This is a genomic window from Candidatus Pseudomonas phytovorans (genome assembly GCA_029202525.1).
Taxonomy (GTDB): domain Bacteria; phylum Pseudomonadota; class Gammaproteobacteria; order Pseudomonadales; family Pseudomonadaceae; genus Aquipseudomonas; species Aquipseudomonas phytovorans.
Genome location: CP119325.1, coordinates 909,829 through 923,114 on the forward strand (window position 1 = coordinate 909,829; position 13,286 = coordinate 923,114).

Annotated in this window: 12 protein-coding genes; 5 read left to right on the forward strand and 7 right to left on the reverse strand. The window is 62.5% G+C overall.

The window, feature by feature from the left end; translation table 11 throughout:
* Positions 1–254: 254 nt before the first annotated feature.
* The gene (locus P0Y58_04000) at positions 255–2,201 is read left to right on the forward strand and encodes a BCCT family transporter (GenBank protein WEK33270.1); all 1,947 of its coding nucleotides are present in this window, start codon (positions 255–257) and stop codon (positions 2,199–2,201) included.
* Between the two features lie 172 nt (positions 2,202–2,373).
* Here P0Y58_04000 and P0Y58_04005 read toward each other — a convergent pair whose 3' ends face one another.
* From P0Y58_04005 to gpmI, 4 genes are all read right to left on the reverse strand, one after another.
* Positions 2,374–3,141 carry a divergent polysaccharide deacetylase family protein gene (locus tag P0Y58_04005; protein WEK31368.1) on the reverse strand — a complete coding sequence of 256 codons (768 nt, stop codon included), beginning with the start codon at positions 3,139–3,141 and terminating at the stop codon, positions 2,374–2,376.
* 8 nt (positions 3,142–3,149) lie between these two features.
* Positions 3,150–4,466 carry a S41 family peptidase gene (locus P0Y58_04010; GenBank protein WEK31369.1) on the reverse strand — a complete coding sequence of 439 codons (1,317 nt, stop codon included), beginning with the start codon at positions 4,464–4,466 and terminating at the stop codon, positions 3,150–3,152.
* 78 nt (positions 4,467–4,544) lie between these two features.
* Positions 4,545–5,861, reverse strand: a complete 1,317-nt coding sequence (locus tag P0Y58_04015; protein ID WEK31370.1) for a murein hydrolase activator EnvC — start codon at positions 5,859–5,861, stop codon at positions 4,545–4,547.
* Between the two features lie 230 nt (positions 5,862–6,091).
* Complete coding sequence (gene gpmI, locus P0Y58_04020; protein ID WEK31371.1) at positions 6,092–7,627, reverse strand: 2,3-bisphosphoglycerate-independent phosphoglycerate mutase; 1,536 nt, start codon at positions 7,625–7,627, stop codon at positions 6,092–6,094.
* Between the two features lie 206 nt (positions 7,628–7,833).
* Between gpmI and P0Y58_04025 the strand changes: the two genes are divergently transcribed.
* From P0Y58_04025 to secB, 3 genes are read left to right on the forward strand one after another with little or no spacing between them, the layout of a single operon-like run.
* Positions 7,834–8,247, forward strand: a complete 414-nt coding sequence (locus P0Y58_04025) for a rhodanese-like domain-containing protein (GenBank protein ID WEK31372.1) — start codon at positions 7,834–7,836, stop codon at positions 8,245–8,247.
* A gap of 1 nt (position 8,248) precedes the next feature.
* The gene (gene grxC / locus P0Y58_04030; GenBank protein ID WEK31373.1) at positions 8,249–8,503 is read left to right on the forward strand and encodes a glutaredoxin 3; all 255 of its coding nucleotides are present in this window, start codon (positions 8,249–8,251) and stop codon (positions 8,501–8,503) included.
* A gap of 39 nt (positions 8,504–8,542) precedes the next feature.
* Positions 8,543–9,028 carry a protein-export chaperone SecB gene (gene secB / locus P0Y58_04035; protein WEK31374.1) on the forward strand — a complete coding sequence of 162 codons (486 nt, stop codon included), beginning with the start codon at positions 8,543–8,545 and terminating at the stop codon, positions 9,026–9,028.
* 164 nt (positions 9,029–9,192) lie between these two features.
* Here the strand turns inward: secB and trmL are convergent, their stop codons facing one another.
* Entirely contained in the window at positions 9,193–9,654 is a 462-nt protein-coding gene (gene trmL / locus P0Y58_04040) for a tRNA (uridine(34)/cytosine(34)/5-carboxymethylaminomethyluridine(34)-2'-O)-methyltransferase TrmL (protein WEK31375.1), read from the reverse strand.
* Here trmL and P0Y58_04045 point away from each other — a divergent pair.
* Entirely contained in the window at positions 9,653–10,090 is a 438-nt protein-coding gene (locus tag P0Y58_04045) for a hypothetical protein (protein ID WEK31376.1), read from the forward strand. The two genes, trmL and P0Y58_04045, sit on opposite strands and share 2 nt — an antisense overlap.
* A 448-nt stretch (positions 10,091–10,538) precedes the next feature.
* Here P0Y58_04045 and ntrC read toward each other — a convergent pair whose 3' ends face one another.
* A complete protein-coding gene (gene ntrC / locus P0Y58_04050; GenBank protein ID WEK31377.1) occupies positions 10,539–11,975 on the reverse strand; it encodes a nitrogen regulation protein NR(I) in 1,437 nt (478 codons plus the stop codon).
* On the reverse strand, positions 11,972–13,057 hold the full coding sequence (gene glnL / locus P0Y58_04055) for a nitrogen regulation protein NR(II) (protein WEK31378.1): 1,086 nt from the start codon (positions 13,055–13,057) through the stop codon (positions 11,972–11,974). The genes ntrC and glnL overlap by 4 nt, the downstream gene beginning before the upstream one ends.
* Positions 13,058–13,286: the final 229 nt, after the last annotated feature.

A 13,286-nucleotide genomic window follows, 5' to 3' on the forward strand; every position in this document is an offset into this window, starting at 1 on the left:
TCTGTGACGAATGCGCGCACCTTTGCGAAGGCGTGGCATTTATCAGCAGGCCACCTGTCTGTTTTTTGCAACGTATCGATTCGGGATCACGGTTTCCAAGGTGCTTTTATAACACCTGACGCAGTGGGGATATTCCACCAATTGCGCAGGAAAGACTGATTAGCCTCCACAGCCGTACTGCCCGGAGCATTCGTGCAATGAGTTCTGCCTCCCTTACCAAACCCCCCGCCGAGAGGGTACGGGTCAACCGCGTGGTGTTCTTCACCTCTGCGCTGTTGATCCTTGTTCTGACTGCCTTGCTGATCGCTGTACCCGAAACTGCCGGCCAGGTGCTGGGCGTGGCCCAGAAGTGGCTGACGCGCACCTTCGGCTGGTATTACATGCTGGTCATCTGCAGCTATCTGGTGTTTGTCATCTACCTGGCGTTCTCCGACTACGGCAGCCTCAAGCTGGGCGGCAAGGACGACCAGCCGGACTTCAGCTACGGCGCCTGGGCCGGCATGCTGTTCTCTTCAGGCATTGGTATTTCGCTGCTGTACTTCGGCGCGTCCGAGCCGCTGGACCACTACTTCAACCCACCGGAAGGCACCCCCGCCAGCCTTGAGGCCGCGCGCCAGGGCCTGCAGCTGACCTTCCTGCACTGGGGCCTGCACGGCTGGGCAATCTATGCCCTGGTCGGCCTGGCCGTGGGTTACTTTGCCTACCGCCACAACCAGCCGCTGGCACTGCGCTCGGCGCTGTACCCGCTGGTCGGCGAGCGTTGGGTCAAGGGCGCTGCCGGCAATGCCGTGGACATCTTCGGCATGTTCGTCACCCTGCTCGGCCTGGTGACCAACCTGGGTATCGGTTCGATGCAGGTGTCGTCCGGCCTTGAGTACCTGTTCGGCATGGACCACAGCAAGACCAACCTGCTGGTGGTGATTCTGGTCATGGCGGGTGTGGCCACCGTGGCGGCGGTTTCGGGTGTGGAAAACGGCATCCGCCGCCTGTCCAACCTGAACATCATGCTGTTCAGCGGCCTGTTGATCTTCGTGCTGCTGGGTGGCGAAACCCTGCACCTGCTCAACGGCCTGGTGCAGAACGTTGGCGACTACCTGAACGGTATCGTGCTGAAGACCTTCGACCTGTATGTCTACGAAGGTTCGGGTGACAAGTCCGAACGCTGGTTGGGCCTGTGGACCGTGTTCTACTGGGCGTGGTGGATTTCCTGGGGCCCATTCGTCGGCATGTTCATTGCCCGTATCTCCAAGGGCCGCACCGTGCGCCAACTGGTCATGGGCGTGCTGCTGATCCCGCTGGGCTTCACCCTGGCGTGGCTGTCGATCTTCGGCAACACCGCGCTGGACCTGGTGATCAACCAGGGCGCCGTGGAGCTGGGCAAAACCGCGCTTGAGCAACCCTCGATGTCGATCTACCAGCTGCTGGAATACTTCCCGGCCGCCAAAATCGTCATCGGTGTAGCGGTGTTCGTCGGCTTCGTACTGTTCCTCACCCCGGCCGACTCCGGCGCGGTGATGATGGCCAACTTGTCGTGCAAAGGCGGCAAGGTTGACGAAGACGCCCCGCACTGGATGGTGGTGTTCTGGTCGGTGATCATCACCCTGGTCACCATCGGCTTGCTGTTTGCCGGTAACTTCGAAGCCATGCAGACCATGGTGGTGCTGGCTGGCCTGCCGTTCTCGGTGGTGCTGGTGCTGTTCATGTTTGGCCTGTACAAGGCCATGAAGCAGGACATGGTGGTTGAGCGCGAGCGTGCCGAGTTGGCCGCCCGTGGCCGTCGCGGCTTCAGCGAGCGTCTGACCCAGCTGGAACTGCAGCCGACCCAGGCGGTGGTACAGCGCTTCATGGACAAGCAGGTCAGCCCAGCGCTGAAAGACGCCGCCGCACAGTTGCAGACTCTGGGCTTCGAGGTGGAAACCCGCGTCGGCCAGTCGCGCAACATGATGGGCCTGCGGGTGATGATGGACGAGGGTAACCCGTTCGTTTATGAGGTGAGCCTGGATGGCTATATGGCTGCGCCGAGTGAGGCACCGGTGGAAGGAGAGCCCCAAGTAAGCCAGCGCTTCTACCGTGCCGAGGTGTACCTGCACGATGGCAGTCAGGAGTACGACCTGATGGGCTTTGCGCCCGAGCAGATCGTGCGGGATGTGCTGGACCAGTTCGAAAGCCACCGCCAGTTGCTGGGGCGTGTGTATAGCTGATCGCCTTTGAGGTACAAAAGACCCGCTCCTGTGAGCGGGTTTTTTATTGGGTCCGCTGTGCGGCCCTTCACGGGCACGCCCGCTCCCACAGGGATCGCGTAAGCCTCAGGTCTGTGAGATTCCTGTGGGAGCGGGCGTGCCCGCGAAGGGCTGCATAGCAGCCCCAGCATTTTCAGCGGTTGGCGTAGCGCCCGTTCTTGCCGTGCCCCGGCATCGCCAGGTTGCTGCGCACGGCAATCATCTGCTTGAGCCTTATCAGTTCGATGCCCTGGCCCTTGAGCTTCGGCAACTCGCGCTCCAGCACTTCCAGGGTCTGTGGATAAGGGTGCCCGATCAGCACCGCCGAACCTTGCTTGCGGGCAACGGCGATGCCCTGCTGCAATTGTGCGTTAATCGCTTCGGTAGTGCGCACGTCGTCGAGGAACACATCCCGCGAAACATGCGCCAGGTCCTGTGCCTGCGCTTCGGCGGCAGCGACCGTGGCCGCACTGGTACGGCTGTCGACAAAGAACAGGTGCCGCCGCTGCAACTCGCCCATCAGCCAGGCCATTGGCTCGCGCTGGGCGGTCATGCGGCTGCCCATGTGGTTGTTGATGCCGGCAGCGTAGGGCACCTTGAGCAGGGCGGCGTCCAGGCGCCGGGCCAGTTCTTCGATGGCAATGCCCGGGTGCCAGGCATAGGGCCCGGTGGCCGGGTCCATGGGCATGTGCAGGATCACCGTTTTGCCAGCCTTGTGCGCCTGGCGGGCGAAGTCGGTGGCATGGGGGGTATCGGGCATGATCGCCATGGTCACCGGCCCCGGCAATGCGAGGGTACGGCTGTCACGCTCGGGGCTCTGGCCCAGGTCGTCGATGATGATGCTCATGTAGGCCTTGGTGGCCGGTGCCGCTTGCGCGAAACCGGCCAACAGGCCGAACAGCAGGCACAGCAGAAAGCGCATGGGCTGAATCATTTGCCCGAGGTGATGTTCAGGCCCTTGAGCAGGCTCAGTGCCTGGCTCAGCTGGAAGTCGTCATCCTGCGGGCGTTCCTTGCGCTTGCTGCTGCCGGTCGGGCGGTCGGCACCGCCGTTGCCGTTGCCCAGGTGCCCCTGCAGGTCAGCTTCCTTGAAATTGTCGGTGTCGACTTCGGCGGTGAGCTTGGCCGGGCGCACTTCGATGTCAGGGACGATGCCTTGCGCCTGGATCGAGCGGCCATTGGGGGTGAAGTACAGCGCAGTGGTCAGCTTCAGGGCGCGGTCGTTGGCCAGTGGCAGCACAGTCTGCACCGAACCTTTGCCGAAGCTGTCGGTGCCCATCAGCACGGCCCGCTTCTGGTCCTGCAGGGCGCCGGCGACAATTTCTGAGGCCGAGGCGCTGCCGCCGTTGATCAGCACCACCAGTGGCACGCCTTCGCTGGCGTCGGCCGGGTCGGCCGAGAAGCGCAGCTCCGAGTTGGCGATGCGGCCCTTGGTGTAGACGATCAGGCCTTTGGTCAGGAAGTGGTCGGCCACTTCCACCGCCGACTGCAGCACGCCGCCCGGGTTGTTGCGCAGGTCCAGCACCACGCCCCGAAGCTTCTTGCCGTTGTCCTTGCGCAGCTTGGCCAGTGCCTTGCCCACTTCGTCGCCGGTCTTGACCTGGAACTGGGTGATGCGGATGTAGCCGTAGTCGTTCTCCAGCAGTTGGCTCTTCACGCTCTTGACCTGGATGACCGCTCGGGCCAGCGTCACGTCGAACGGGTTACCGCCGTCGCGCACCAGGGTCAGGGTGATTTTCTCGCCGATCTTGCCGCGCATCTTGTCGACCGCTTCGGTCATGGTCTGGCCACGGGTCGGGGCGCCATTGATCTTGACGATCAGGTCGCCGGCCTGCACGCCGGCACGCGAAGCCGGGGTGTCGTCGATCGGCGAGACCACCTTGATGAAGCCGTCTTCCTGGCCCACTTCGATGCCCAGCCCGCCGAACTCACCGCTGGTGCTTTCCTGCAGCTCCTGGAAGTCCTCTGGGCCAAGGTAGGCGGAGTGCGGGTCGAGGTTGCTGAGCATCCCCTTGATGGCGTTTTCCAGCAGGGTCTTGTCATCTACCGGTTCGACGTAGGCCGCCTTGATGCGGTCCATGACTTCGGCAAAGGTGCGCAGCTCTTCCAGCGGCAGCGGCGCCTTGGCGGTCACCTCGGTGGCGGGCACTGCAGCGGCCTTGGCCGGCTCTGCGGCGATAGCCAGGGGCGCGCCGACCGCCAGGGCGATGGACAGGGCCAGCTGGGTGAGACGAGGCGAGTGCAGCATGTCGAACGAACTCCTGATCCTGTAGGCGCTCCCTGGGGAGCATCGGCGCAGCATTCAGGCTACGCCGTAGAAATTTGACTAGCCCCGGCACCACTGCGAAGGGTCGGTCGGGCGGCCTTGCTGGCGGATGGCGAAGTACAAGCCTGCCGCGTCCTGGCCACCGCTGTCGCCAACGGTGGAAATGGCTTCACCGGCCTTTACGATATCACCGGCGCTCTTGAGCAGGCTCTGGTTGTGGCCGTACAGGCTCAGGTAGCCGTTGCCGTGGTCGAGAATGACCAGAAGCCCGGCACCGCGCAACCAGTCGGCGAACACCACGCGCCCGCCGTGTACCGCACGCACCTGGGTGCCCGGGTTGGCACTTATCATCACCCCGTCCCACTTGGCGCGCGCGTCGCTGCCACGGGCATCGCCGAAGCGTGCCAGCAATCGACCGTTGACGGGCCACGGAAGTTTTCCGCGTGCTGAAGAAAATGCGCCGCCGTAGCTTGCGCCGTCGGTCGAAACGATAGGGCCGAGGGTGCTGCGGGCCTTTTTCGGTGGCTCTACAGGCTCTGCGGGTTCGCGTGCCTGGGCGCGGGCAGCGGCAGCGGCCAGGGCTTCCTGCTGGCGGCGTTTTTCCGCTTCCTGCTGGGCCAGCAAGGCTTTCTTGCGCGCTTCTTCAGCTTCGCGGGCCTGCCGGGCCAGGGTTTCCTCGATGGTCTTGAGCACTTTGGCCAGGTCGGCCTGGTCCTGCTCACGGCTTTGCAGTTTGTGGTCTCGGTCTTTCACGTCGCTGTTGAGCTTGGCCAGCACCTGCTGACGCTTGCCGCGCTCGGTTTCCAGCGCCTGGCGGCGGCTGTCGAGGTCGGCGCGTTGAGCCAGCAACTGTTGCTGCTGGGTGGCAATATCCTGCTCGACGTTGGCCAGTTGGCGCAGCGTTTCGTTGAAGGTGCGCAGTTGCTCCACGCGCGCCTTGCTCAGGTAGTCGTAATAGCTCAGGGTGCGGGCGAATTTCTCGGGGTTCTGCTGGTTCAGCAGCAACTTGAGGTATTCCTCGCGGCCATTGTTCTGGTAGGCCGAACGGGCCTGTATGGCAATCAGTCGCTGCTGTTCAACGCGGGCGCTCTGGAGTTTTTTTTTCTCGGTATCAAGGCGCTCCAGATCGCCCTCGGTCTTTTTTAGTTCTTGCTGCAAAGCCTCCACCTGTTTTTCGAGGTCGCCGATGTCGGTCTCGGTGGCTTTGAGGTCCTTTTGCACGCCGGCCTTTTCTTCCTGGAGCTTGCCCAGCGTCTTCTTGAGCTCGGCAATGTCCTGGCGGGTGGCGTCCAGTTGCTGCTGGGTCTGTGCACGCTCATCGGCGAAGGCCGGGCCGAGCAGGCAAGACAGGGCGAGTAGGATCAGGGCGCGAAGCATGGGGTTTGGCGTACCAAGGATGGAGACTGGCCTAGTATGCCCGCCCGGGCGGGCAAAAAAAACGCCTCGCTGCCAGTGTAGCGAGGCGTTTGTCTGGAATTCATGCGTTATTGGGGCTGCTTCGCAGCCCTTCGCGGGCACGCCCGCTCCCACAAAAGCGGGGTGTATCGCCGATCCGGTGGGAGCGGGCGTGCCCGCGAAGGGCCGCAAAGCGGCCCCAATACGCCGATTCAGGCGTCTACCAGAATCGATGTACCGGTCATTTCCGCAGGCTTTTCCAGCCCCAGCAGCTTCAGCATGGTCGGCGCAACATCAGCCAGCACGCCGCCGTCACGCACTTTCACATTGCGCTTGCCCACATAGATGAACGGTACCGGCTCAGTGGTGTGCGCAGTGTGCGCCTGGCCGGTGCACTCGTCTTCCATCTGCTCGACGTTGCCGTGGTCGGCGGTGATCAGCGCTTCGCCGTCAACTTTGGCCAGCGCCTCTACAATGCGCCCTACGCAGGTATCCAGCGCCTCGACTGCTTTGACCGCCGCGTCGAACACGCCTGTATGGCCAACCATGTCGCCGTTGGCGTAGTTGACCACGATCACGTCGAAACGCTGCTGTTCGATGGCTTCGACAATTCGATCGGTCACTTCCGGCGCGTTCATTTCCGGCTGCAGGTCGTAGGTGGCGACCTTCGGCGACGGAATCAGGATGCGTTCTTCACCTTCGAACGGTTCTTCGCGGCCACCGGAGAAGAAGAAGGTAACGTGGGCGTACTTCTCGGTCTCGGCAATGCGCAGTTGGGTCTTGCCGTTTTTCGCCAGGTACTCGCCGAGCACGTTGTTCAGGCTGGAAGGTGCAAAGGCCGCCGGCGCCGGGATCTTGGCCGAGTACTGGGTCAGGCCGATGTAGGCGGCCACCTTAGGCAGGCGGGCACGCGGGAACTCGTTGAAGTCGGCTTCGACAAACGCGCGCGACAGCTCGCGGGCGCGGTCGGCGCGGAAGTTCATGAAGATCACGGCGTCGCCATCTTCAACCTTGACCGCCTCACCAATACGGGTGGCTTTGACGAACTCGTCGCTCTCGTCACGGGCGTAGGCTGCTTCCAGGCCGGCCAGGGCGGTGTCGGCGGTGTACTCGGCGGCGCTGTCGACGATCAGGTTGTAGGCGGCGCTGACACGGTCCCAGCGGTTGTCGCGGTCCATGGCGAAGTAGCGGCCGATCAGGCTGGCGATGCGGCCCTTGCCCAGTTTGGCGAAGGTGGCGTCGAGCAGTTCGATGGACGACTGTGCGCTGCGTGGCGGGGTGTCGCGGCCATCGAGGAAGGCGTGCAGGTAGATCTTTTCTGCACCGCGCTGCGCAGCCAGTTCGGCCATGGCCACCAGGTGGTCCTGGTGGCTGTGCACGCCACCATCGGACAGCAGGCCGAGGATGTGCACGGCCTTGCCGGCACTCGCGGCCTTGTCCACGGCACCGGTGAGCACCGGGTTCTCGAAGAACTCGCCATCGCGGATGGCCTTGGTAACGCGGGTGAAGTCCTGGTAGACGACGCGGCCGGCCCCCAGGTTCATGTGACCGACTTCAGAGTTGCCCATCTGCCCGTCCGGCAGGCCGACATCCATGCCCGAGCCGGAAATGAGGCCATGCGGCTGGGTGGCGCGCAGGCGATCATAGACCGGCGTATTGGCGGCAAAGATGGCGTTGTGTTCGGGGATTTCGCTGTGGCCGAAGCCATCCAGGATGATCAGGACCAGGGGTTTGGGCGTACTCGTCATCAATCAAACTCACGGTTGTTCAAAGATGATAAAGACACGCATTTTAGGGCAAATACGCCACCTGCGGCGAATATTCGTCCTGTTCCCTGACCAGCGCGGCCAATGTGGCAACATGAAGGTACCTTTGCGGCCGGCCCGTCGGGCTTTGGTGGTACTGGGGGGCTGTGTATACTGGCCGGCATTTTCAATCGCCTGGAACACCGCTGATGGTTGCTCACCTGATTCAATTCGCGACAGATCACTACATCCTGGTTGCGATCTTCGTTGTTCTGCTGGTCCTGCTGCTGCTCAATGAAATCCGCCGCGGCGGCCAGAGCCTGAGCAATGGCCAACTGACCGCCCTGGTCAATGCCGACAAGGGCCTGGTCCTCGACATCCGTACTGCCAAGGAATACGCCGCCGGCCACATCGTCGGTGCGATCAACATTCCGCAGGACAAGCTGGCCGCCCGCATGAGCGAGCTGGACAAACACAAAGAGAAGACCCTGATCGTCGTCGACGCAATGGGCCAGCAGTCCGGCACCCACTGCCGCGAGCTGCTCAAGGCTGGCTACACCGCTGCCAAACTGAGCGGTGGCGTTTCCAGCTGGAAAGCCGATAACCTGCCCCTGGTGAAGTGATATGAAGCCCGTCATCGTCTATTCCAGCGACTACTGCCCCTACTGCATGCGCGCCAAGCACCTGCTTGAGAGCAAAGGCGTGGCCTTCGAGGAAATCAAGGTCGACGGCAAGCCGCAGGTTCGCGCCGAGATGAGCCAGAAGGCTGGTCGTACGTCGGTGCCGCAGATCTGGATCGGCAGCACCCATGTCGGTGGATGCGATGACCTCTATGCCCTGGAGCGCGCCGGCAAGCTCGACGCGCTGCTGGCGGCCTGATTTGCACTGCATTCAAAAACATTAGGATAAGGATCTGCCATGACTGACCAACAGACCAACGGCGCTGCTGCAGAAGACAACAGCCCTCAGTTCTCCCTGCAGCGCATCTACGTGCGCGACCTGTCGTTCGAAGCCCCGAAAAGCCCGCAGATCTTCCGTCAGACCTGGGAGCCGAGCGTTGGGCTGGACTTGAACACCAAGCAGAAAGCCCTGGAAGGTGACTTCCACGAAGTGGTACTGACCCTGTCGGTTACCGTGAAAAACGGTGATGAAGTGGCGTTCATTGCTGAAGTGCAGCAGGCCGGTATCTTCCTGATCGCCAACCTGGATGCGGCTTCGATGAGCCACACCTTAGGTGCGTTCTGCCCGAACATCCTGTTCCCGTACGCCCGTGAGACCCTGGACAGCCTGGTGACCCGCGGTTCGTTCCCGGCCCTGATGCTGTCGCCGGTCAACTTCGACGCCCTGTACGCGCAAGAAATGCAGCGCATGCAGGAAGCGGGCGAAGCGCCGACTGTGCAGTAATAACTGCTCAGTATCAAAAAAGCGCCTCTCGGGGCGCTTTTTTGTTGCCTGTTCCGGCCCTTTCTCGGGCATGCCCGCTCCCACAGGTGAGGTGCAAGTCTCAAGATCGGCAGAGTACCTGTGGGAGCGGGCGAGCCCGCGAAAGGGCCCTTGCAGGTGAAAGATCAGCTACCGGCAAAGCCGTTTTGCCGCCAGGCCTCATACACCGTCACCGCCACGGTATTGGACAGGTTCAGGCTCCGGCACCCCGGCCGCATCGGCAGGCGCAGGCGTTGCTCGGTCGGCAGGCTGTCCAGCACCTCGGCCGGCAACCCACGGCTCTCTGGCCCGAACAAAAAAGCGTCGCCCGGCTGATAGGCCACTTCATGGAAAGGGTGCGAGCCTTTGGTGGTAAACGCGAAAAGCCGCGGATTACCCAGGCTTTCCAGGCATCCGGCCAGGCTCTCGTGGCGCTTGAGCGTGGCATACTCATGGTAATCCAGCCCCGCGCGCCGCAGGCGCTTGTCATCCAGTTCGAAGCTGATGGGTTCGATCAGGTGCAGGTGGCAGCCGCTGTTGGCGCACAGGCGAATGATGTTGCCGGTATTCGGCGGAATTTCTGGTTGAAAAAGGATGACGTGAAACATGCACGGCTCCAAGCGTGAAGATGACGGGCATTCTACCCCTGAACCGGACGTGCGTTCGAAGGCCTTCCCGCGGGTAATGCTGTCGCTGGCGATTGTAGGCTTGATGGTAGGGCTGATGATCGGCCGCCTGACTGCGCCCGACGAGCGAGAGCTGCAGCAGGTGGAGGTGGTACAGGATGGCCTGACGCTGTGGTTCAACGAAGAACCCAAGCTGCATGGGGAGCACGTGGAAGGCACGGTTGCGCTGTTGTTCCAGGCCCAGGGCAAGGCCCGACAGGGACAATTGAGCCTGCAGGGCAAACCGGTCAGTTGGCGGGTGCAGAAGACTGAAGAAGGGTTGTTGCTGACGGTGGTTGCCGCGCGTCCCCTGCACGGCGAGTGGGCCGGTGCAGAGGACGATGGGCGTTGGCGGGTGCAAGTGAAACTGCACGAATAAAAGAGGGGATATCCCGGCCTGCCTGTACCAGGGTCCCCAAAAAGGGCTACGGCGTATTGCGTGTAAAGAGGGGATGGCCCGGCCTGCCTGTACCGAGGTCCCCGAAACGGGCGGTGCTGCAAATAAAAGAGGGGTTCACCCGGCCTGCCTGTACCAGGGCCCCCGAAACTGGATATGTATTAGCTATTGCAGGGGGCGTGCCAGTTTTGCAAAACCCGGAAATACTGGGCTTTGAGGGGGATTTGGTCGGGTTTTGAAGGGATTTGTGCCTTCGCGAGGTGCATCGGGCACAGGATCGGTGCATCGGGGGCTGAAATGGCTGGGGCCGCTTTGCGGCCCATCGTGACACAAGGCCGCTCCTACAGAGGATTGCGTTCTCCTGTAGGAGCGGCCTTGTGTCGCGATGGGCTGCGCAGCAGCCCCAAGGATCTTGCAGAATTACCGAGAGTCAGTGTTCGTCACCTTCCTCGTCATCACCACCCGCCACATTCATGCCCAGCTCCTTGATCTTGCGCGTCAGGGTGTTACGCCCCCAACCCAGCAGCAACGCCGCATCCCGGCGCCGTCCGGCCGTGTGCTTGAGCGCGGTCTCGATCATGATCCGTTCAAAGCTCGGCACCGCGCTGTCCAGCAGGTTGGTCTGCCCACGCGCCAACGCCTGGTCGGCCCATTGGCGCAGGGCCTGCTCCCAGTTGGTCACCGGCGCGGCATCCTGGGGCAGATTCAGCAGCTCGGGCGGAAGGTCGCCGATCAGCACCTCGCGGCTGGAAGCCATCACGGTGATCCAGCGGCAGGTGTTCTCCATCTGCCGCACGTTGCCCGGCCACGGCAGGTTGCGGATGAACTCTTCGGTCTCCGGCTTGAGCACCTTCGGCTCGACCGCCAACTCCTGAGCGGCGCGGGCGAGGAAGTGGCGGGCGAGGGCAGGGATATCCTCACGGCGGTCAGCCAGGCGCGGGATGTGGATACGAATCACGTTCAGGCGGTGGAACAAGTCCTCACGGAACTTGCCGGCCTGCACCAGCGACTCCAGGTTCTGGTGCGTGGCGGCAATGATGCGCACGTCGACCTTGACCGGCACATGGCCGCCAACCCGGTAGAACTCGCCATCGGCCAGCACTCGCAGCAGGCGAGTCTGGGTATCGGCGGGCATGTCTCCGATTTCGTCGAGGAACAAGGTGCCGCCATCGGCCTGTTCAAAGCGGCCCCGGCGCAGGTTGGCAGCACCGGTGAAGGCACCTTTCTCATGGCCGAACAGTTCGGACTCCATCAAGTCCTTCGGGATGGCCGCCATGTTAAGGGCAATGAACGGCGATGCCGCACGCGGGCTGTGACGGTGCAGGGCGTGGGCCACCAGCTCTTTACCGGTACCGGACTCGCCGTTGATCAGCACGGTGATGTTGGAATGGCTGAGGCGGCCGATGGCGCGGAACACCTCCTGCATCGCCGGGGCTTCACCAATGATTTCCGGTGTGCGCGCCAGTTTCTGTGGCACATCCAGGCCTTGCTGCTCCTGGGCATGCTGGTTGGCGCGCTTGACCAGCGAGACGGCTTCGTCGACATCGAACGGCTTGGGCAGGTACTCGAAGGCACCACCCTGATAAGACGCTACGGCGCTGTCGAGGTCTGAATGGGCGGTCATGATGATGACCGGCAGGCGCGGGTGGTGTTCGCGGATCTGTGCCAGCAGGTCAAGGCCGCTGGCGCCCGGCATGCGGATGTCGGAAATGATCACGTCCGGCTGCTGGCGTGCCAGGCGGCCCATGACACCATCTGCGCTGTCGAAGCTCTGGGTGGTCATGCCCTCCTGTTGCAGGGCTTTTTCCAGGACCCAGCGGATGGAGCGATCATCGTCGACGATCCATACGGTTTCACTTCGGCTCATGAGGCGGTGGCTCCTTGTTCCAGGGGCAGGTAGATCGAGAAGGCGGTGTGGCCTGCGTGGCTTTCACACTCGATCAGGCCCTGGTGCTGGCTGATGATGTTCTGGGTAATGGCCAGGCCCAGCCCGGTACCGTCCGGGCGGCCGCTGACCATGGGATAGAAGAGGGTGTCTTGCAGTTCCGGCGCGATGCCCGGGCCGTTATCGATGATTTCCACCCGCGCGACCAGCCGATGGCGCACATGGCCGATGGTGAACTGGCGCAAGGCGCGGCTGCGCAGGGTGATGCGGCCCAGGCGCAGTTCGTTCTGCGAACTGATCGCCTGCATGGCATTACGCACGATGTTGAGTACGGCCTGGATCATCTGCTCGCGGTCGATCAGTACGTCCGGCAGGCTTGGGTCGTAATCGCGCACCAAAGTGATGCAACCCTGGCTTTCGGCATCGACCAGGCTGCAGACCCGCTCAAGCACTTCGTGGATGTTGGTCATGGCCAGCGATGGCAGCTTGTTCGAACCGAGCATGCGGTCGACCAGGTTACGCAGGCGGTCGGCCTCTTCGATGATCACGTTGGTGTAGTCGCGCAGACCTTCCTCGGGCAGCTCACGCGCCAGCAACTGGGCTGCGCCGCGGATACCGCCAAGGGGGTTCTTGATTTCGTGGGCCAGGCCGCGCACCAGCATCTTGGTGGTTTCCTGCTTGCTCAGCTGGGCCTCTTCCTTGGTGATGCGCAGCAGCCGGTCACGCGGGTGCACTTCGAGCAACAGCAGGGTCTGGCCCTGGTGCAGGATCGGTGTTACCGCGTAGTCGACGGTGATGGTCTGCCCGGTCAGCGACGTAAGTTGCGCTTCGCGCTTGGTGAACGGGTGCGCCTGCTCCACCGCCTGGCGCAACGAGCTGAGCGCTTCGGTCGATTCGGTGAACAGTTCGCTGATGAACTGCCCATGGCTGCGCTGGCCACTGACCGCCAGCAGCATTTCGGCAGCCGGGTTCATGTACTCCAGGCGCAGCTCGGCGTTAAGCAGCAGCGTGGCGGTGGTCAGGTTGTCCAGAAGCAGGCGGTGCTGTGCATCGCTGATGGTCATAAGGCGTCGGTGACCTCTTTTGGCGCTTGCCTGGCACTTTTTTGGCCAGGGCCGGGCTCGGGGTGCATCGGCTGATGCGAGACTCTCTTGGAAGAAAATGCAAGAAACAAACCAAAGCTCCGAAAAGAAGCGGGATTGGCCGATAAAGGCCTGTATCTGCGCACTTTCGGATCAGAAAGTCTTGATGAATCGTTTAATCTGAACCAGATTGGGGAGCAAATCAGGGCAC

Bases quoted from the DNA above. Each gene is read 5' to 3' on its own strand.
- P0Y58_04005 (WEK31368.1), bottom strand. From the start codon at position 3,141: ATGCGCTTTCTGCTGTGCCTGCTGTTCGGCCTGTTGGCCGGTTTCGCG.
- P0Y58_04010 (WEK31369.1), bottom strand. From the start codon at position 4,466: ATGCTGCACTCGCCTCGTCTCACCCAGCTGGCCCTGTCCATCGCCCTG.
- P0Y58_04015 (WEK31370.1), bottom strand. From the start codon at position 5,861: ATGCTTCGCGCCCTGATCCTACTCGCCCTGTCTTGCCTGCTCGGCCCG.
- gpmI (WEK31371.1), bottom strand. From the start codon at position 7,627: ATGACGAGTACGCCCAAACCCCTGGTCCTGATCATCCTGGATGGCTTC.
- P0Y58_04025 (WEK31372.1), top strand. From the start codon at position 7,834: ATGGTTGCTCACCTGATTCAATTCGCGACAGATCACTACATCCTGGTT.
- grxC (WEK31373.1), top strand. From the start codon at position 8,249: ATGAAGCCCGTCATCGTCTATTCCAGCGACTACTGCCCCTACTGCATG.
- secB (WEK31374.1), top strand. From the start codon at position 8,543: ATGACTGACCAACAGACCAACGGCGCTGCTGCAGAAGACAACAGCCCT.
- P0Y58_04045 (WEK31376.1), top strand. From the start codon at position 9,653: ATGCACGGCTCCAAGCGTGAAGATGACGGGCATTCTACCCCTGAACCG.
- trmL (WEK31375.1), bottom strand. From the start codon at position 9,654: ATGTTTCACGTCATCCTTTTTCAACCAGAAATTCCGCCGAATACCGGC.
- ntrC (WEK31377.1), bottom strand. From the start codon at position 11,975: ATGAGCCGAAGTGAAACCGTATGGATCGTCGACGATGATCGCTCCATC.
- glnL (WEK31378.1), bottom strand. From the start codon at position 13,057: ATGACCATCAGCGATGCACAGCACCGCCTGCTTCTGGACAACCTGACC.